The sequence below is a fragment of the Streptomyces sp. BE20 genome (genome assembly GCF_036322525.1).
GTDB lineage: Bacteria > Actinomycetota > Actinomycetes > Streptomycetales > Streptomycetaceae > Kitasatospora.
This window is the reverse complement of record NZ_JAQYWW010000553.1, coordinates 1-18,539: the sequence shown is the minus strand read 5'-3', so window position 1 is coordinate 18,539 and position 18,539 is coordinate 1. Positions and strand designations below refer to the sequence as shown.

The window sequence follows — 18,539 nt, the reverse complement described above, 5'->3', positions numbered from 1 at the left end:
TCACCGAGGTGGCCGCGCTCGTCGACCGGAGAGTGGTCTGACGCGGAAGCGGCGGAGCCGCGGGTTTCCGGCACGGGCGTCTGCCCATCCAGGTCGACCGGGGGATCGTCGAGGTGTTCCGGCGCGGCAACGTCATCGGGCCGCACCGCTACCCGCCGGCCCGGGTGACGGTGTACGCCGAGGAGCCCCGAGGCGCGCTGCGCGGCGATCAGCCATGCCCGGGGTATCACCAACAGCGTTGCGCTCGCGTGGTGGGTGGGACGTCGAGACCTGCCGAACAGCACGGCGAGACCGCCTGGTAGATCAGGGAAGGTGGGGTCCGCCTGCCTCGGAGAGTTCGGCGAGGACGCTGATCGGCCTGTCATCGGAGTCCACGCCGTCCTCGTCGGTGTCGAGGAACGAACCGGTCGCCTCCTCGTCGCCGAGGTGCGGGTACTTCTCGATGAGGAAGCGGCGCCGGTAGGCCATGTCAGCGGTGTCGACGATCCGCTCCAGCATGGACCAGTTGAGGGTGCTGCCCACGAGAATCCCGACTCCGGGAACGACCTTGCCGAGGCCCTTCTTGGTGAGGCGTATGCCGAATGCTCTGGCGAACTGCACAGAGACCTTCGTGACCACAGACTCGCTCAGGACATCCCACGCCTTGCCTCGCACGAGTGCCTGGGTGAGCCGGGATATGTCGCCCATTGCGGCGACTTTGGCGGAGGACGACGCCGCCGTGCCGGCGTTGACCACGGACATCACGAACAGCTTCTCGGCGGGCGATTCGGGGTCGTAGCCGTAGAACAGCGACACATGGCCGACCACCCGGGACGCCAGTCCGAGGACGATCGCGGCGTCGCCGGCGAGGGCGCCCACGATCATGCCTCCCGAAGGAGCTGCCGCGGCCCCTGCGGAGGCGGCGACGACCAGCTCCCCGCCCGAGATCACCAACCCCGCGGTCGCTCCCGACAGCGCCGCGGCGGCCGGGTAGTACCAACTGGCCGCGCGCCCCCGCACCGCGTCGATCTGCTCCAGGTCGAGCCGGCGAAGGTCGGCCAGCGACGACACGTCGTGACCGCGCTTCTGATGGCGCTTCACCACCCGAGCGGGGGTCAGTCCCGCTCGCGACAGCCGCCCCACCGTCTGCCGGGTGGACTGGACGACCACGCCGCTCCAGTCGGGCATCGCGTCGGCGGCACTGCGCGCGGCGGTACCCGCCTTCCGGGCTCCCCCGGCGACGATCTCCTGCCCACGCGTCACTGCGGAGAGGGCCCGTGGGTGGCTCTCCAACCGCTTGGCCGCGCGCCTGCCGAGCTTCGCTGCACCGACGGCCAGCTGCTCGCCGGCCTCGCCCATTCTCCGGGACAGCGGGCGGCCTGTGAAACGCTGGATGTCGCGCCATGCTTCAAACTCGTAGTCCGAGGGTTCAGTCACACCGGGATCGTAGGCTCTGGCGCAGGAACCGCGCGGGGGGTTGGGAAGTTGTCCCGGGAATCCGTGGCAGCCGCGGATACCGCGCACGCCGCCCGGCTCGATCTGAGTGAACCGACGGTGCCGGGGCATCCTGGCGCTTGCTGGGATTCCGACGGGAGAGCCCTCATTCGTTCGGGCCGATGTGCTCCGGGACAGCAGGCGGGGACACGGCCAGGGCCGCCCGGCTCAGTTGGACGTTCGCGTAGCGCAGGCGCAGGGCCGTCGTGCCCTCGAATGTGGTTCGCTCGAACCTCACCGGTGTGGTCGTTGAAGGTCATTGCCGATTGGATGTCGGCGTAGCTGGTGAAGGTTGTCTCGCCCGTCGGCACGGGGTACGGGCTCCAAGCCGCTGTCTGTTCCCGCGTGCCGTCCGCGTACTTCGCCCGCGGACGCCGCTGAACCCGCAGGGTGGCCGGCGGCAGGGCAACTCGGCAGGCGCAGGGTGCGGTCGGCCGGATCTCCGCATCCCGCCTGGGCTTGCTCAGGCGAAGGCACCGGCAGACTGTGCGGCACGTCGCCGCTGACCTCCCCGCCGGGGACCTTCCCCGTGGGGGAGCCCTGCAGCTCCAGTGGGGCGCTGTCGGCCACGAGCAGCGTCATCGCGGCAGGCAAGCCCGCTTTCGTGGGCTCAGACCCGGTCCCAGTCCGGCTGTGGGTAGCCGATTTCGGCGATGTCCTCGGCCACGTCTGTGAGGTCGACCTCCGGGTTCAGCGATGACGCGAGCGTCTGGTTCAGGGGTCGCGAGGCATACACGTCGCGCACCGCTTCCAGGTCCACGGGAACCTCGTAGTAGTCCTCGGCGAAGCGCTGGAACGCCTGCGGTGAGCGGTCGAGCAGGAGCTCGAACAGGCGTGTTGCCCCGCCGCTGTGGCGGCGCTGGCCATGACCCTGACCCTCCTCACCGCGGCAGCCGCACCGGCACTCGGCGCCACTGCGCGAACCGCCACCGCCACCGCGGCTGCGGACCCGCTTGCCGCGTTGCGCCGCGGCCAGCGGCCGCTCTGGCACCCCTGCGCGAGCGGCCCGGACGACGCCGCGGGCGCCGATCTCGACGCCGCCGGCGCCCACTGCACCGAGGTCACCGTCCCCCTCGACTACCGCCGCCCCGACGGACGCACGCTCAGCATCGCCCTTGCCCGGCTGCCCGCCACCGACCCCGCCCACCGGCTGGGCACCCTCCTCTACAACCCCGGCGGCCCCGGCGTCCCTGCCCGCTCGCTCGCCCTCGCCCTGCGGCAGGCCGCCCCCGCTCTCGGCGCCCGCTACGACATCGTCGGCATGGACCCGCGTTTCGTCGGCGCCAGCACCCCCCTCGACTGCGGCTGGCCGACGGCCGGCCCCGGCGCGGCCGGCCCCGACCGGCTGGGCTTCGAGCGGGCCGCCGAGCTCGCCAAGGGCCTCGCGGCCCGATGCGCCCCGTTCCGCGCCGTGCTGCGCCGTGCTGCCGCACGCCTCCACCCGCAGCACCGCCCGGGACCTGGACCTGGTGCGCGCCGTCCTCGGCGAGCCGACGATCGCCTACCTCGGCTCGTCCTACGGGAGTTACCTCGGCGAGGTCTACCTCCACCTGTTCCCCGGCCGGGTGGGACGGGCGGTGTTCGACGCCGCCATGGACCCGGACCGCTTCGGTCCCGACCTGACCGCCACCCAGGGCCCCGCGATGGGGGCCGTACTCACCGCCTGGGCCGCCTGGGCGGCCGGCCACGACGACCGCCACCACCTGGGCGCGACCACCGCCGAGGTGCTGGCCTCGGTCGAGCGGGTGCGCCTGGCCGCCGAACGCGCCCCGCTGGCGGTCGGCGCCCACCGGGTCGACGCCCGGGCGCTGCCGCAGGTGCTGTGGACGGTGTCGGTCGGAGACGACGCCGCCTACGAGGGGTTCTCCGCCCTGACGCGCGTCCTGCTCGACGCCGCCGAGGGCCGGCCGGCCCTACCGCACACATGATCGCGGTCTGCGCGGCGGCGTAGCCTCCGGTGTCGGGGGACGCCAGGCCGGCAAGCACCGCCTCCAGCAGCGCGGTCAGTCCGCCCGCTCGCGCAGGCGGCCCTCCCTCGACCCGGTGCCTGCCCGAGCCCGCCGACACCGCCGGAGGTCCCGCGACCGGCGCGCAGCAGGCCGAGGAGCTCGGACTCGCGCCGCTCCTGGTGCCGGCGACGCCGACACCCACGGAGGAGCGGGCGCTGTACATCCTGTGTGAGGCCTTCGACTGCAGCTACGTCGGCATCGCCGACACGCTTGTGCCTCAGCGTCGTCAACGTCCGCAAGGGCAGCCTCCGAGCCGTACCGGGGGCCCGCGCCGAGGCCGCTTCCAACGACGCTTCCACCGTCCGCGCGGCCGTTTCCACCCGCGGACCAGCAGCCTCGACCACCACCGGCTCCTGGCAGCCATGAAGGCCGTCACCGCCGGCTTGTCCCTTCCGTGGAGCTCCGTCCAGGTCGAGGGTCGGGTGACACGAGTAGAGCTGATCGAGCGTCAGGACTGCAGCGGTGTGCCAGGCCTCGATCTCCTCCGCAAGCGGATACTTCTCGGGGCCTGACGCAGTCTGACCGGACGCCACCACGAACCGCCGGGGTCCGGCGGAGTCTACTCAGGGTGCTGATCGTGTGCCCGCGCGTGCGGTTGTCATCTGCACCGTCGATCGGATGCGGCGGGCCGGTAGGTTCTCCTGGGCGCGCCAGAAGTCTGCGTCCCGGGGATCTGCCAGCCATGTCGCCATACGCTCGGCACCGGCCGTGAAGGCCTCCGGCAGCGAGGTCCCGTCACCGACGACGATGCTCAGGACATCGACGTCGTGGGTGCCGTGGTCGGTCTCGCACCAGCAGCTCACGTTGACCGCCGCGGTCACCTCGTGCTGGCCTTCCTCCGTCCAGCCGACCTGAAGCTGGAACTCCAACCAGTCCATCCCGCTTGAGTGTTGAACAACGTCCAGAAGGAGGATCACATGGGTCCCGGACTGCGGACCAGCGAACGCGGCATGCTCCAGGTTCCATTCCCACTTCGTGGCGGCAGGCTCAGGCTGAGCGGCGTCAACGGCGTGAGCCGTGTGCTGCAGTGACTCAACGGCAGCAGCGGACAGCAGGGGGAACAGCGTTCTCAAGGGAACGTCGTCGAAGGCGCCTCGGCTCATGACCATGAGTCGATCATATTTCTCTCGATCGAACGGGAGTCTCGATCGAGAGAACACGGGTACTGCCCGGCAGGAGAGCAGGGCCTGGCGGTATACGGGGAAAATCCAGAGGAGCGGACGGCCGCGCGCTGCTACGGTCGGGCGCTATGAGCTGGCTCCCCGACAACTTCGTCCATCCTGTCCTGGTACCGCTGCCGGGAGGGGGTCATCACCTGCGGCCGATCCGGGAGGCGGACACTCCGCTCGACTATCCGGCTGTGATGGGTTCGCGCGAGCGGCTGTGGACCATCTTCGGCCCGGCCTGGGGCTGGCCCGCAGCCACCATGACCTACGAGGCCGACCAGGCCGACCTGTTGCGGCACGAGAAGGAGATCGCCGCACACCAGTCTTTCAACTACGCGCTGTTCGACACAGCGGAGACAGCTCTCCTCGGCTGTGTCTACATCGACCCACCGGAGAGGGCCGGCGCGGACGGCGAGATCTCCTGGTGGGTGGTGGACGACCTGGTGGACAGCAAGGTCGAGCAGGCCCTCGACACGCTCGTGCCGCAGTGGATCGCCGCCGACTGGCCGTTCGAACAGCCGCGGTTCCTCGGCCGAGAGATCTCCTGGTCGGACTGGCTCGCCCTGCCGGAGCACCCGACGCGTAAGTAGCTGTTGTCGTAGTGCTCTGGGGGTTTGGTGCTCGAACGGCCGTCTCGACAGGGTGGTCGTCGGGTGCTCGGCGCATGTGAGGAGGGGCTCCTGAGCACTCGCTGGTGTCGAATCGCCAAGCATCAGGAGAAAGGGCGGCCGGCGGGTCGACCTCGCCCCGGGCGACTCGAAGGCCTGCTCAGTCCGCGTTCACAACAGGGGATACCAAGAGGCGCTGGAAACCTCGTCGATCGCGGCTTGATCCTCTGTCACGTCCCTTGCGATGAAAGCCGGGTTCCTGGTCTGAGGATCCGGACCGTGAAGGTACCAGGCGCGGTGAAACCTGCTGATCTCGCCAAGATGGTTGGCGGATACACTTCCGATGTCCCTGTTCGGGACGTTGAGCCCCGGCTCCATGAAGATGTTCATGGAAACCTGCCCATTGGGAGTGAACCCAGTCCCCGTGAGGGTGAAGTCTGTGCTCTGCTGGGTCCGTTCCTTGGCGTGGGACAGGGTGAGGTCCAGCGGGTTCTTCGCTCGGACTTCGGGATGCACGTCGAACCCGCGCTGCGAGTCCCACACCACCTCGTACTCGCGCCCGGCATCGTCGAGAAAGACACCGCGTATCCTCGCCCCTTGGCCTGTCGGGGCGCCGGTCACCACCTGAATCTCCGGAGGGAGCTCAACACCTTGTTGCTCGAAGAACGAGCGGCCGATTTCACGTGATTTGCGTGCCAGGACTTCGTCGTCGCGCAGCTGATCGAGCAAGTTCAGAAGCTTCTTGTCTCGCCCGAGCGACAATATAACATTGTGGATTCTCAGCTCGTTATTGAGGTTTCGAATCTCTTCATTGATGCGGTCAGCGCGATGCTCATGCTGGCGGAGATCCCTCTCCAGCTTTCGACGCTGTTCCTCTGGAGATGACATTGCCCAGCGACCCTTCTCTGTCGACGACCTCTGTGACGCGCCCCGCCATTTGGTGCGATTCGAGTGGCACCTATCGTCCTGTTGCAGCGATTGCAGCAGGACGAGAGGCAGCGGCTTCGGCACTCGACCAGTTCCACGCTATGCCCGGTACGGGACGAGTGCCACTCGGTGATCCCTCTGTCGTGGAGCCCCAGTGACGGGGTATCGGAGATGAAGGCCCTGTTGGAAAGCTGGGTCGAGCGTTCACGTCCCGATGCATGTTAATTCACTGCGGAGCTTCGCCGCTGCCCAATTCGCGACAGGTTAAGATATGGACGACTGTCCGGCCATTATCTCTCGGAGGCGCCGGGCCTGTGCCCTTCTGCGATGTCGGGTCGGGCGTCCTCGGCAGTCTCTGCGCGGATTTATTCCGACTCCTTGCCGACTGTTCTAACGAGTTCTACCGGGAGATGGGCGAGGCAGGACCTCCTCGCCCGTCCCGCGACGCCCGCCAGCGTGTTCTCCGCCGCCATGGCCTTCCTCGTCGCAGGGGATCTGGCCGCCGAGCGCGTGCACGGCGGCCTCGGCCTGGTTCCGTTCCCGCGGCCGGCGCCGCCCGGGATCGCCCCACCTCACACAGACGCTGGGGCGGTTCGCCGGTTGCGGTGCCGGTTCGGCCTCAGCTTGTCGTTTAACGTCCGGACTCGAACCTGCGAGCCTGGTGATCATCGATCCGGCGCTCCTGGGGTGCTGGCACGGCCATTGCGTTCAACTGACACCAGATCGTTGCCACGATCTGGCCCTCACCAGCAAAAACGCACTCGGGCTCTGCATACGATCACCCCCGTGAATGAAACGCACGGCATAGTTCAGTGGATGATCAACCTGCTCTGGGAAGACACGGTCAAGCAACTCGGGGTCGTTGCTCTCACCGTCGTTGGCATCGGTTCCCTCGCTCGAATCGAGCGGTCACGACGGGCGGCGGGACGTTGATCGCCTGAGGTCCCGCCAGGCCTATCGTCCAGCTTCGAACACGTGGGCACAGTGATCACTCTTCCGAGTGTTCCTGGGACAGCGGCACGGCCTTCGCGTGAACCTGAACTCGACCAAGAGGGAAAGGACTTGACGCGAAGGCCGTGATGGTGAGTCTGGTGGAACAGGGCGGGCAGTGCGAGCCGTTCGCGGAACTGTCACGCTTCCGGGGGCCTTCTACGACTGCCTGACCGGACGGCGCGACGCGCTGTTCGAGCTGACCGACGCGGTGCTGTGCACCGATGGGCCGGTGAAGACCCTGGTGGACCTGGCGCTCTCTCCCGAGCACCGGCCCGGCCCCGGTCGCCCACCCGGCTCGAAGAACCGCCGCCCCGCGACCCGCTACGACGTGGGCCTGCTCCTGGCCACCGGCGAGCCCTACCGTCGACCGACCCACCACAAGATCGGCACCAAACCACGCCGAGCGGGATGACCAACCGCAACTCTTGTCGGAACCGCTCCGTATGCTGCCGCCCCATGAGCACGAACGGCGAGTACCTGCGCTTCACACCCGGAGAGCTGGCCCGAGCACTGGAGGACCCCGAGTGGGCCCTGGACTTCGCCTCTGACGTTCAGGACCAGGAGGACGAGGAGACGGCACCAGCTGAAGCGCGGCACTTCACCACGCACCAGACCTGGAATCTGCTGGGGTTCCTGCTGAAGCGGTTGGCCTTCCCGGTCGACATCGTCTTTGGCGAGGAACTCATCCCCGAGGCCGATGACTGGGGCTACGAACCGCCGCGGTACCTGACTGCCTACCGGGTACGGCTGGCCGCCGACAAGCTGAGCCGGATGACCTACGGCGAGCTGATCCACGGCGTTGACCACAAGGAACTCGCCGCAGCCGAGGTCTATTCCCAGATCTGGGACTCGCCGACCTCCCTGGAATGGGCCCGCGACCTGTTTATCCCTCTGACCGAGTTCTTCCAGGCCGCAGCCTCCGCCGATCACGCCATGGTGATCTGGCTCGACCGACTCCCAACGGCCAGGACGATACATCACAAGAGTTGAACCCGCAGTCAAGAAGGCCCGGACGTACTGCTGAGTTCCTATTTCTGAGCCCTCGGACTCTGCGGGGTCGGTAACCTGGTGCCAGGTGAGTCGAGAGCCAAGTTGCTGCTGGTCAACTTGAGAACGATCAAGGCTGAGTCGGTCCCCACCGACCGCGTTCGCCGACCCCCGGGTGAAGGTCTCCCCGAAGACCGCCCCGCGCGTCCCGCACACCCCATCAGTTTCCGTTCGCCGAACGCTTCCGCAAACTTCGCATTCCGGGCAATGGCTCGTCGACCTGCTGCCTTGGGGGTCAGAAACAGGCACTCACCTTGTCGCTTAACGAAAGCGCCGGGCGAGGTAGATCACGGTCTGTGTCGGCCAGCAGAGTCGGTATAGGAGCGGATTCATCACGACGTAGTAGTGGACGCTGACTACCCCGTTCGGCTTGTCGACGACCGGTGGCGCGTCATCTCGGTAGATGTACTGGAGGTACCGAGTGCGGATCGGGGCCCCGGCGACGAGCAGCAGGGGCGAGGCGATGATGATCCCCGCGTAGACCATCAACCTGGTCGCGGCCCGTTTGGCTGTCTCGTCGATTCGCACGTCGGCAGTCTGGCGGACCTGGGGTACCTCTGTCAGCTCGATCGCCGGGGCTTGGTGCCCTTCTGGTGGTGAGCGGGCCGGACGTAAGCCTCGCCGGTAGCCAGGACTCTGCCGACCTCATAGCGGGTCGCACGCTGCCGGTTCTTCGAGCCGGGCGGACGGCCGGGGCCGGGGCGGGCGGGTTTCGGCGCACGCGCCGGCGTGGGGGCCTTCGCGTGGAGGTTCCTGAACCCGCGTCGGATGCGGGCGGGGTGAGCTTGTTCGGTTCCGTCGGCTTCTCCCAGGGGTGGCGGAGGTCGGCGACGAGTGAGCGGGCGAGGCGGCGGAAGGCGATGTCCGAGCGGTCGCGCTCGATGCCGGACTCGGCTAGCAACGTCATCCTCAGGCCTGCGCCGACCAGGCTGTTCACCAGGTGCAGGCTGTCCATCCGGTGCGGAACCCGGGAGGACGAATCCGGCCATCTCGCACACCCGGTGGACCAGCGGCTCTGGCAGCGGACCGCCCCGGACCCGGCGGGCCGACCGTGCCGTCAGCAGAGCGCCGCCGGACGGCGGCGGAGTCGGGCCGGCGACGCCAGGCCGATCGCGGTCCAGGCGGTGAGCGCCGCGCCGCCCAGCTTCGTCAGCTGGAAGGCTTCCCCGCTCGCCGCGATCCGCCCGGCGGAGGCCATCGCGTTCGCGGCGAGCGGCAGGGCGCCGCCAGCCCAGCCGCCGCCGCGCCGGGGCTGAGAGCACCCTCACCGCTCCCCGTCCACCAGCGCGTGCGCGCGGACCGGGAAGGTGCCCATGCCCTCGACGGCCGGCGGCGCGGCGAAGAACCGGAAGCCGGACGGCGGCAGTTGCTCCAGGCCGCGCAGGTGCTCCACCACCGGGATGCCGGCCGCCAGCAGCGCGGTGTGCGCGGGGCGGGTGCCGTCGGTGGTGTCGTCGATGTTCACCGAGTCGATGCCGACCAGCGCCGGGCCCTGCTCGGCGAGCCAGGCGGCGGCGTCCGCCGTCACGAAGGGGTGCCCGCTGCCGTAGGCGTCCGTCCCCCAGCGCCGGTCCCAGCCGGTGTGGATCAGGACGGCCCGGCCGGTGACCTCGTGCGGGAGCAGCAGGCTGCGGTCGATCGCGCGCCCCGGCGCGCCGTCGAGCCGGACGACCAGGCCGGGCAGGTCGGTCAGCCGCTCCAGCGGCACAGCGGAGAGGTCTGGGCCCTCGCTGAAGCGGTGGAACGGGGTGTCCACGTAGGTGCCGGTGTTGGCCACCATCGAGATCCTGGCGATGTTGAACTCGGTACCGGGGGCGTACAGTTCGCGCGAGGCGTGCCGGGAGAGGTGGTCGCTGATCTCCGGGCCGGGCAGGCCGGGGTAGGTCACCATGCCCGGGCGGATCGGGTGGCTGAGGTCCACGATTCGGCGTTCGGTGGGGGTCCCGCCAGCGGCCGTGCCGCGTGAGCCCTTGTGCGGCTCGCGCAGGACCTCCCGGTTCGTGATCCGTACCCCCTCGACCATCAGCAGGCCGAGGTGGCGCACCAGCAGTTCACCGAGCTCGCCGTCCTCGATCTCCGGCCCGGGGACGTCCAGCCGGAACCCCTGGGTCTGCAGGCCGCCGCCGTTGGCGAAGCCCACCTCGGCGTCGAACCGCACCCGCCACTGCTCACTCGTATCGGTCATGCCTCGATGGTCAGTGAAGGGCAGCTTGCGGGCAAGCAAGAATTTCTGAAGTACCGCTACAGCTCTGAAGCATGATATTCGGCGTCTGCGCGCCCTGCGCGGCGGCGTCGTGGACGCCACCCGGCTGCTGCACCTCACCACCTCCGCTGTCTCCCAGTAACTCGCCCGACTGGAGGAGGAGATCGACCAGCTGGTCCCGGCGTTGGGCGAGACTGACGTGCAGGTACTCGCGGGCCGGGCCGTCCGGCGGGGCCGGACGGTCGGCCAGGTGTCCTCGTGGGCGGCGTCCAGCCGGGCCTGGAGGCCCGGGCGGCCGAGCCCGAGGTCGCGAGGGAGGAAGCGCGCGGGCAGACCGCGCCCTGCCGGTCAGTGCTGTGTGTCGCTGAACGCTGATGTCGTGTCTGTACTGAAGGGCAGTGTCGCAGCCTGGCGAGGTTCCGATGTCGTCTGTGACAGGGACCGCGATCCGGGCGGCGCTGGTTGTACCGGGCGGTCACTGAGCGGCGGCGCGGTTCTGCCTGAGGTGGAACTCGACGGAACGGCACAGGCTCAGCGCGTCCTGCGGGTCGTCGGCCCGGTGGCCGAACCGGCGGATGAGTACCACCGAGTCGAGTGTGATGCCTGCGCGGGCCAGCACGAACAGCAAGGTGAGCAGGGCGGCGCGGGCGTTGCCGTCGTCGAACGGGTGGAAGAAGCAGACATCCAGGTAGGCCCGGGCCGCTCCGGCAGCCGGCGAGAGCCGGCTGTCGGCGGCTTGCGCCAAACAGGCGTCGAGGCGGGTGCGGGTGTCCGGGCCGATCCCGTAGCGCTCCTCGCCGCCCTTGGCGAAGGCGGGGTGGGCACGTAGCAGTGGTGGCTCAGGTGTGCCCAGTACGTGCTGCTGCCAGCCGCGCAGCAACTCGAAGTCGAGCGCGGCACCACACGCCGCGTCGGCCCGCACCAGATCCAGTGCGGTGAGGAGGCCGGCGGCGCGGGCGGGGTCCACTGCGGCGTCGAAGGAGCGGAAGTCCTCCGCCGCGCCGTCGCGGGCGGGGGTCACCGGTTCACTGTGCGTGCTGTCCTCGCCGTCCGGCCACGGCACGCTCTCGCGCACCGCGAGCCAGCGCTCCAGGTGGTCCAGGAGCTGGCCCGGGTCCGGTGACCAGTGGGTGTCCTGGGGGCGCAGCGGGCCGACGAGCTGCTCGGCGACGTCCTCCGCCAGGACGGTGTCCGGCGCGGTCCAGCTCTTGAACCGGCCGCCGACCGCCTGTTGCACCAGCCGCTCAGCCAGCTCAGGGGCGACACCCCAGTAGCTGAGGAACCAGCCCAGGACCTGCTGGCAGTGCCCGTACCAGCCGCTCTCGGCGCCGGTCCGGTCGGCCACCTGCAGGATCAGGTTGCGGGCGGTGCGCTCCCACAGGATCCGGTCCGCCACCAGGGTCTCCGGGTCCAGGGGGTAGGCCTCGAACCACTCCGCGAGGCGCTCCAGCCAGTCACGCCACTCGCACAGCGCCGCCACGACGTGGTCGAGGGTCTGCTCCGGGGTGGTGATCGAGTGCGACCCGCAGCACCAGTTCCCGACCGGCCCGCCGTCGACGTCCCCCTCACCGAGCGACCAGCGCCACCCCGCCGCCCACCGGCCGTAGCGCTCTATCAGTACGTGCGTCATGGCATCGGACCAGGGTTTGGCCACCTCCCAGGCCCAGTTGACTTTGGTCAGATCGGCGTCGGGGTCCAGCCGGGAGGGTACCCGCCGCGCCGGGCCGAGGGAGTGGACCACCTGCGCCGCCGAAGCGGGGTCGAAGGGGTGGTCGGCGGGGTCGACCTCGTCCCAGGCCAGGCCTGCGGGGGAGAGCGCGTTGAACACCCGACCAGGGTGCACGGAAACCAGGGGTGTGAGCAACGCTGTTTCCGCCGGGTCGCGGCCGGCCGAACCACCACAAGGACTCCGGCTCCGCCGGGTCGCCCGGCCCCGGGGGATACCCGGGGGCCACCCGCCCGTTGCGCTGGTCCTCGCCGGCGGCGGCGCCACGAGGCTGAACAACCGGGCCGCCGCGATCTGATGGTCTGCAAGGGAAGGTCAGTTGCACGTCCTGCCCGATCGGCCGCTGGGCGAGCGGGCGGCGGATTCCGGCTCCAAGAGGCGTGATGGGCTGGGCGGCTCCACCCTGGCCGCGGCCGTCAGCCGATGTACGAGGCGGCGATGGCGCCCAGTCGACGGCGCGTCTCGGTGGCGGTGGCCGGCCGGGCGGCGGGGTCCTTGGCCATGAGCGCTGCCACGAGGCTGTCGAGCCCTGGCGGGATCCCCGGGCGCAGCCGGCCGGGCACCGGCGGGGGGTGGGTGAGGTGCTGGTTCATGACCGAGACGAGGGTGTCGCCGGCGAACGGCCGCTTGCCCGTGCACAGTTCGAACAGCACACACCCCAACGAGTACAGGTCGGCCCGGCCGTCGGCGTGCTCGCCGCGCCAGCGCTCGGGAGCCATGGTGAACGGGGTGCCGACGACAGCCCCGGTGACGGTCACCCCGGGCAGTCCCTCGCGCTGTGAGATTCCGAAGTCCAGCAGCTTCAGCACACCCGACGACGTGATCATGATGTTGTCCGTCTTGACGTCGCGGTGCACGATCCCGGCGGCGTGCGCGACCTGCAGGGCCACGCAAATGTACTGCGCCCACACCAAGGTGTACGCGAGGTCCGGCACGCCGTCGGCGACGATCTGGGCCAGCGTTCGGCCGGACAGTAGTTCCATGACCAGATAGCTGAACCGGTCCGCGGCATGGTCGACCTCGCCGAGATCGTGGATGACCACGATGTTGGGGTGCATGAAGACGCCGGTTGCGCCGGCCTCTCGCAGGAACCGCTTCGCACCCTCCGCATTGCCCTGGTGCGCTACCGTTTTGACCGCCACGGGCCTGCCGACCCGGGAGTCGTAGGCCTCCCACACGACACCGAATCCGCCCCGGCCGAGCTCGCGGACCAACCGGTACCGCCCGTCGAGCACATCCCCCGCTCGCACCCAACCCCCCGCCGGTCCACCCTGGCCCAGGGCCCCACAGCATACGGGCCGGCGGCGCCCCTCCGGGAGGGATTCGGGCGACCCGCGGCCGCCCACCTGTGTGAGATGGGCGGAGAGCTCGCATTGCCGGGCACGAGTGGACTACCGCACGGCAGAACGACGACTTCCGACCGGGCGAGGGGCGGTGGAGTTCCAGGACATGGTGCCGGTTCGGTTCAGGCCGGGGGAGTCGGGGTGCTGGTTGCCACCTGGCGCAGAAGTTCGGTGTTGGTGGTGGTCTGCTTGAGGCGGTTCAGGAGCAGTTCCGCGGCCGGCTGGAGGTCGAGGTTTCCCAGGACACGGCGCAGGGCCCGGGCGGCGGGGGTGCGGGTGTGTCCGAGGAGGAGTTCCTCGCGGCGGGTGCCGGAGGCCCGGACGTCGACGGCGGGGAAGAGGCGCTTGTCGGCGAGGCGGCGGTTGAGGCGCAGCTCCATGTTGCCGGTGCTCTTGAACTCCTCGAAGATCAGGTCGTCCATGCGGGAGCCGGTGTCGACGAGGGCGGTGGCCAGGATGGTCAGCGAGCCGCCGTTCTCGACGTTGCGGGCCGCGCCGAAGAGTTTCTTCGGGCGCTGGATGGCGGTGGCGTCCAGGCCGCCGCTGAGGGTTCGTCCGTGGGCGGGTGCGGCGGCGTTGTGGGCGCGGGTGAGGCGGGTGACGGAGTCGAGCAGGACCACCACGTCGTGGCCGAGTTCGACGAGTCGCTTGGCGCGCTCGACGGCGAGTTCGGCGACGGCGATGTGCTCGCGGGCGGGCCGGTCGAAGGTGGAGGCGATGACTTCGCCCTTGACCGAGCGCCTCATGTCGGTGACCTCCTCCGGACGCTCGTCGACCAGGACGACCATCAGGTGCGTCTCGGGGTGGTTGTGGGCGATCGCCGCCGCGATCCTCTGCACGACCATCGTCTTGCCGGCCTTGGGCGGTGCCACGATCAGACCGCGCTGGCCCTTTCCGATCGGGGCCACCAGGTCGAGGACCCGGCCGATCAGTTCGCGCGGGCCGGTCTCCAGGCCCAGGTGCTGCTGCGGGTACAGCGGCGTCAGGTCGTTGAACGCGGGCCGGGGCGGGAGGTTGTCGGCGGGGCGGCCGTTGACCGTGTCGATGCGCTCCAGGAGCGAGCGGCGGTCGCCGCCGTGCGGGCGTGCGGCGCCGGTCAGGACGTCGCCGGAGCGCAGGCCGAGAGCGCGCAGTTGGCGGGCGGGCACGTGCAGGTCGGTGGGGCCGGGGAGGTAGCCGGAGGTCCGCAGGACGGCGTTCCCGTCGTGGACGTCCAGCACTCCGGAGGCCGGGACGAGACCGCTCCCCGCTGTGGTGGCGGGCTGCGCCGGCCGGCCGGCGCGGTCGCGGGTTCGCTGAGGCGGCAGTGCGGGGCGGGCCCCCGGGCTTTCGGTGTCGGCGGGCCTGGGACCGGGACCGGCCGTGGCCGTGGTCGGCCGGCCGGCGAGGCGCTTGGCGGTGATTGCCTCGACGAGTTCGCCCTTGCGCAGGCGGGAGGCGCCCGGGAGGCTCAGGGCGGAGGCGAGTCGATGGAGGTCGGCCTTCAGCAGGCTGTCCAGCGGCGTGGTGATCGAGGGTTCGGTGGTGGTCGTCACGAGATTGGTACTCCTGTTGAGTCAGAGGGTGTCTGGCGGCACTGGGCGGGCCGGACGTGGCGTGGAGCGGCGGGGTTGGTGGCGCTGCCGGTTGGGTGCGGAGCTCGGGAACGAGTTCGGCCGGAGCGCCCGGATCCTGGCGGTTGTGTCTGCGGGTAGCGGTCCGGCGCTCCAGCGCCCCGGTGCGGGCGAGAGAGGTGAGCACGCGGGGTTCACCGTCCGGCAGGAGCGCGGATTTTTTCCGGGAAGCGGCCACCGCGGGGCGGCGCTCATGTACTGCCGATGTGCCTGGCCGGGAGGGCGGGGAGCGTCGGTCTGCCTGCTGTCCAGAGCGGCCGGCCGCGGACCGTGTCCGCTGTGCCATGGGGCCAGGTTCCCGCACCGTGAGGTGGGCGTCCAGTGGCTCCTCTGTGGATTGTAGCGTCTCGGGGCGCTGTGGGGCGAGGGGATATCGGCTTGGCCGCGCTCGGATCGATCCGAGCGGCGCCTCCGGACGGTGGCCCGGGTCTACGTGATCCTGGACAGTCTCTCGACCCACAACGACAGGAGGACCCGTCACTGGGCTACGAAACACCCGGTTCAGGCCCGCGCGCTGCACGCCCACCGACGCTGGCACGACGCCGACGCCCGCCACCCCGACGTTCCGGCCGCCCAACGCCGCGAACGTGCGCGTATCCGTAGCGAGAAGGGAACGCACCCGGGCGGACGGCCACCGCTGTCTGACCAGCCATTGCCGAGACTCCTTCGTTCATGGGAAGCGGATGGAAGGCGTACCGGCGCACGTTCGGAACTCCGAACACGCTCGTCCTCTACCGCACGCCGGACCGGTGACGGTTCGCCGTGCACCGAAGCACCGGGCGGCATCGCCGACGGCTTCCTTGATCACCCCACCCCCGCCTGAGAGCCTGAGCCGGCCCAGGCCGCCCCGCACCGCACCGCAGGGCCGAGGAGTCGGCCCACCGAGAACCGGAAGCCTCTCGGCGGCCCGCCGGTCGACCGGACTGGTGGTCCGGACCTGTCACCAAGGCCGGACCACTCCCCGATGGTGATCGCTGAGCCACCTCCGACAGGCCCACAGCAACGCGTGAACCCCTGTGGTCAGCGCAGCAGGCTGACCGGCCGATCTGGCAGGGCCTTCAAAGCCGGTGGCCGATACGATCTTGCGGCGGAAAGGGGGAGGACATGGAGGATGTCTTCGATATGAGCGGAACACCCCCGCACGGGTGGATGCACGTGATCTTCGGGGGCGGGCCCTACGGCGAGGACGTCGGCCGGTGTGTCCCCGGTCAGCCCGCATCCGAGCGAATCGCAGTCCCGCTGCCGAAGGGCGGCGAGTTTGCGTACCAGCTGGTGACGGTCGGTTCGTGCTCAGCGCCGGACGACCCCATCGCCGTCTGCAACGAAACCGGGCCGGCGCCTGAGCCGCCGCTGTCGGAGCTGGAGAAGTCCTGGCTCAACCGACGCGCCAGGCAGTAGCTGCCGGCCGGAGGACGGTCACGTACGAAGCCGGATGACCAAGGCCGCTGCGGCCACGGCCCGGGGCGGGGACGGCCTGTTTCCGCGAGGGGGCGGCCGGGACCGGGCCGCCCGGGAGGGTGGGCTGTCACCGCGGGACGGCCGGCGGCGGGTGTTTCGAGTGCCGGCCGGCGGTGGGGCGGTTTCTCGGTCCCGGGGGTACTCGATCGGTGAGGAGTCCTCCCGTGACCGCCACCCAGATCCTCGCCGGGGCCGACTGTCCTCATTGGGGCGGGAGTTGGCCGAGTGGCGGGGACGGTTCCCGGATGACCGAAACCGTCTGTCCGGGCGGGTCATCTGGCGCGTCTACGCGTTGACCGCGTCGCTCCGGCGCTTTTTGATGGTCGGTGGTTCTCCGAACGGGGAGTCGAAGCGGAAGCTGCGTGGGGGGATACATGCGAGGACGTACGAACCGGGTCACAACAGTCAGACGTGGACGGGTCGCCCTGAGCGCGGCGGCCGTGGTCTGTGCGATCGCGGCGGCCCTGCCCGGAGCGGCCTGGGCCGGGCCTACCGGGGGCGTGGGCGGTGCCGGCGTCCGCTCGGCCGGTATCGAGAGGGTCAGCGTCGCGGCCGACGGCACCCAGGCCAACGATGATTCCGCCCGGGTGTCGATCACACCGGCCGGCGACCGCGCCGTGTTCACCTCGTACGCGAACAACCTCACCCCCGGCAATACGGGGAGGAACGACCGGGTGTTCGTCCGCGATCTCGCGACGGGGCAGAACCGGCAGTTCGACGGGTACGCGTCGGCGCCGCCCATGCTCAGTGGCGACGGGCAGGTCCTCGCCTATCTGGCACCCAGGTTCGCCAACACGGCCCTCTACCAGGAGCATCTGAGCCGGGGATGGACGTCCGCCTACACCTGCTCGCTCTTCACCTGCGAGGCGTCCATGGGCGCGAACGAAAACCACCAGGCGTTCAGTGTCAGGTTCAGGCCGCCGGAGCCCAATCAGCGCGTCGAGGTCCGCAGGCCGGACACCGGGGCCCTGCAGACCGTCGACATCATCCACAACACCGCGGCGGTCCGGCCGTCCATCAGCGGCGACGGGACCCGTCTCGCCTACCAGGACGGCGGTGAGCACGACGTCTTCCTGTGGGACTGGGCCGACAACACCGCCGCCGGTCCGATCGAGGGTCCGGGCAGGGCGGCCGAGCTCGTCCAGCTCAGTGACGACGGCAACAAGGTCGTCTACCTCTCGGGTCCCGACACGTACGTCCACGACGTCGCGTCCGGCACCGCCCTGGTGGTACCCGGCGTGAAGGGCGTCGCCGTCGACCCCACGGGCCGCTACCTCCTGCACACCCCGTCAGGTACGACCGGGCCGGCGCCGCTCACGCTGCGCGATCTGGAGACGGGCACCGACGAGACCGTGACCGACCGCCCCGCCACGGCCGGGATCGACACGGTCAGCGCAGGCGGGCGCCACGTGGTCTTCCAGTCCACGGCCGAGGACCTCGTCCCCGGCGACACCAACGGCAAGGCGGACATCTTCCTGCGCACCCTGCGCTGACCCGGTCACAGGCCGATGCCGGCCCGGGATCCGCGCCGAAGGTGATCCCCCGGCGCCGGGACGACCGCCGCGTTCCGCTCCGAAGAACCCGCCCGAGTCCGTGCGGCACCACCTGTGTCGGCGGCTGAACGCCTCGGGCACGGGGGGTTTTCGGGTCCCGGTCGTGCCGGTGGACGCGGTCGCCGTGGGTGTGCGCGGGCGGGGTTCGGGCCCGGGGTGTGGGGGGACGGCGGGTCGGGACGTGCGGGGTGTCGCGGGCTTCTCGATTGCCGCGCGCACGGTCCGGCCCGCGCGGCGGGCCGGCTATCGGCCGGGGCCGTCGCCGGCCTGCCGGGCGGTTTCCGGGAGCGCGAAGTGCGGATTCTCGATGATCCCGATGACTGATCCGCTCGGATCGGTCACCGATGCGGCGCGGATGGATCCGCCGACGTCGCGCACCCCTTCCTTGACGGTTGCTCCCGCGGTGACGAGTTGCTGCAG

At 70.2% G+C, this 18,539-nt stretch carries 16 protein-coding genes and 5 pseudogenes; 7 read left to right on the top strand and 14 right to left on the bottom strand.

Annotation, left to right across the window (positions count from 1 at the left end):
- From PUR61_RS09455 to PUR61_RS09440, 4 genes are all read right to left on the bottom strand, one after another.
- Nucleotides 1-284 (bottom strand): hypothetical protein (locus PUR61_RS09455; protein ID WP_329877697.1); only part of this gene is annotated, 284 nt, incomplete at its 3' end.
- A gap of 19 nt (nt 285-303) precedes the next feature.
- A complete protein-coding gene (locus PUR61_RS09450) occupies nt 304-1,416 on the bottom strand; it encodes an EcsC family protein (RefSeq protein ID WP_329877695.1) in 1,113 nt (370 codons plus the stop codon).
- 163 nt (nt 1,417-1,579) lie between these two features.
- The gene (locus tag PUR61_RS09445; RefSeq protein ID WP_329877693.1) at nt 1,580-1,711 is read right to left on the bottom strand and encodes a hypothetical protein; all 132 of its coding nucleotides are present in this window, start codon (nt 1,709-1,711) and stop codon (nt 1,580-1,582) included.
- A gap of 372 nt (nt 1,712-2,083) precedes the next feature.
- Nucleotides 2,084-2,923: a hypothetical protein gene (locus tag PUR61_RS09440; RefSeq protein WP_329877691.1), complete on the bottom strand. Its 840-nt coding sequence runs from the start codon at nt 2,921-2,923 to the stop codon at nt 2,084-2,086.
- On the opposite strand from PUR61_RS09440, the gene PUR61_RS09435 reads away from it, so the two are divergent.
- Entirely contained in the window at nt 2,895-3,401 is a 507-nt protein-coding gene (locus PUR61_RS09435; RefSeq protein ID WP_329877689.1) for an alpha/beta fold hydrolase, read from the top strand. The two genes, PUR61_RS09440 and PUR61_RS09435, sit on opposite strands and share 29 nt — an antisense overlap.
- Nucleotides 3,402-4,045: 644 nt before the next feature.
- Here the strand turns inward: PUR61_RS09435 and PUR61_RS09430 are convergent.
- Nucleotides 4,046-4,591 (bottom strand): hypothetical protein, encoded by a 546-nt coding sequence (locus PUR61_RS09430; RefSeq protein ID WP_329877687.1) that lies wholly within the window; start codon nt 4,589-4,591, stop codon nt 4,046-4,048.
- Nucleotides 4,592-4,731: 140 nt separating this feature from the next.
- Here PUR61_RS09430 and PUR61_RS09425 point away from each other — a divergent pair, with 140 nt between their 5' ends.
- Complete coding sequence (locus tag PUR61_RS09425; protein WP_329877685.1) at nt 4,732-5,238, top strand: N-acetyltransferase; 507 nt, start codon at nt 4,732-4,734, stop codon at nt 5,236-5,238.
- Nucleotides 5,239-5,427: 189 nt separating this feature from the next.
- Here PUR61_RS09425 and PUR61_RS09420 read toward each other — a convergent pair whose 3' ends face one another.
- Nucleotides 5,428-6,144, bottom strand: coding sequence for a hypothetical protein (locus PUR61_RS09420; protein ID WP_329877683.1), 717 nt, complete (start codon nt 6,142-6,144; stop codon nt 5,428-5,430).
- A gap of 1,118 nt (nt 6,145-7,262) precedes the next feature.
- Between PUR61_RS09420 and PUR61_RS09415 the strand changes: the two are divergent.
- Nucleotides 7,263-7,459, top strand: a pseudogene (locus PUR61_RS09415) (NF041680 family putative transposase); the annotation flags it as partial.
- A 173-nt stretch (nt 7,460-7,632) separates the two neighbouring features.
- Nucleotides 7,633-8,166, top strand: a complete 534-nt coding sequence (locus tag PUR61_RS09410; RefSeq protein WP_329877681.1) for a YfbM family protein — start codon at nt 7,633-7,635, stop codon at nt 8,164-8,166.
- 318 nt (nt 8,167-8,484) lie between these two features.
- Here the strand turns inward: PUR61_RS09410 and PUR61_RS09405 are convergent, their stop codons facing one another.
- The 8 genes and pseudogenes from PUR61_RS09405 to rho all read right to left on the bottom strand — a co-directional run.
- The gene (locus PUR61_RS09405) at nt 8,485-8,751 is read right to left on the bottom strand and encodes a hypothetical protein (protein ID WP_329877679.1); all 267 of its coding nucleotides are present in this window, start codon (nt 8,749-8,751) and stop codon (nt 8,485-8,487) included.
- Between the two features lie 32 nt (nt 8,752-8,783).
- Nucleotides 8,784-9,073: pseudogene (locus PUR61_RS09400) on the bottom strand (NF041680 family putative transposase); the annotation flags it as partial.
- 207 nt (nt 9,074-9,280) lie between these two features.
- Nucleotides 9,281-9,421: a hypothetical protein gene (locus tag PUR61_RS09395; protein WP_329877677.1), complete on the bottom strand. Its 141-nt coding sequence runs from the start codon at nt 9,419-9,421 to the stop codon at nt 9,281-9,283.
- Nucleotides 9,422-9,487: 66 nt separating this feature from the next.
- Entirely contained in the window at nt 9,488-10,408 is a 921-nt protein-coding gene (locus PUR61_RS09390) for a cyclase family protein (RefSeq protein WP_329877675.1), read from the bottom strand.
- A gap of 252 nt (nt 10,409-10,660) precedes the next feature.
- Nucleotides 10,661-10,762, bottom strand: a pseudogene (locus PUR61_RS45255) (SAM-dependent methyltransferase); the annotation flags it as partial.
- Between the two features lie 139 nt (nt 10,763-10,901).
- Nucleotides 10,902-12,254 (bottom strand): Fic family protein, encoded by a 1,353-nt coding sequence (locus PUR61_RS09385; RefSeq protein WP_329877673.1) that lies wholly within the window; start codon nt 12,252-12,254, stop codon nt 10,902-10,904.
- 314 nt (nt 12,255-12,568) lie between these two features.
- Nucleotides 12,569-13,387, bottom strand: coding sequence for a serine/threonine-protein kinase (locus PUR61_RS09380; RefSeq protein WP_329877701.1), 819 nt, complete (start codon nt 13,385-13,387; stop codon nt 12,569-12,571).
- 230 nt (nt 13,388-13,617) lie between these two features.
- A pseudogene (rho, locus tag PUR61_RS09375) lies at nt 13,618-14,928 on the bottom strand (transcription termination factor Rho); the annotation flags it as partial.
- Between the two features lie 561 nt (nt 14,929-15,489).
- Here rho and PUR61_RS09365 point away from each other — a divergent pair.
- The 3 genes and pseudogenes from PUR61_RS09365 to PUR61_RS09355 all read left to right on the top strand — a co-directional run.
- A pseudogene (locus PUR61_RS09365) lies at nt 15,490-15,739 on the top strand (IS630 family transposase); the annotation flags it as partial.
- 473 nt (nt 15,740-16,212) lie between these two features.
- Nucleotides 16,213-16,506, top strand: coding sequence for a hypothetical protein (locus PUR61_RS09360; RefSeq protein ID WP_329877671.1), 294 nt, complete (start codon nt 16,213-16,215; stop codon nt 16,504-16,506).
- Between the two features lie 500 nt (nt 16,507-17,006).
- Complete coding sequence (locus tag PUR61_RS09355; RefSeq protein WP_329877669.1) at nt 17,007-18,059, top strand: hypothetical protein; 1,053 nt, start codon at nt 17,007-17,009, stop codon at nt 18,057-18,059.
- Nucleotides 18,060-18,539 lie beyond the last annotated feature (480 nt).

What these genes read in the sequence shown, in the direction of transcription:
- PUR61_RS09430 (WP_329877687.1), bottom strand. Translation starts at nt 4,591, where the DNA reads ATGGTCATGAGCCGAGGCGCCTTCGACGACGTTCCCTTGAGAACGCTG.
- PUR61_RS09425 (WP_329877685.1), top strand. Translation starts at nt 4,732, where the DNA reads ATGAGCTGGCTCCCCGACAACTTCGTCCATCCTGTCCTGGTACCGCTG.
- PUR61_RS09420 (WP_329877683.1), bottom strand. Translation starts at nt 6,144, where the DNA reads ATGTCATCTCCAGAGGAACAGCGTCGAAAGCTGGAGAGGGATCTCCGC.
- PUR61_RS09410 (WP_329877681.1), top strand. Translation starts at nt 7,633, where the DNA reads ATGAGCACGAACGGCGAGTACCTGCGCTTCACACCCGGAGAGCTGGCC.
- PUR61_RS09395 (WP_329877677.1), bottom strand. Translation starts at nt 9,421, where the DNA reads ATGGCCTCCGCCGGGCGGATCGCGGCGAGCGGGGAAGCCTTCCAGCTG.
- PUR61_RS09390 (WP_329877675.1), bottom strand. Translation starts at nt 10,408, where the DNA reads ATGACCGATACGAGTGAGCAGTGGCGGGTGCGGTTCGACGCCGAGGTG.
- PUR61_RS09360 (WP_329877671.1), top strand. Translation starts at nt 16,213, where the DNA reads ATGGAGGATGTCTTCGATATGAGCGGAACACCCCCGCACGGGTGGATG.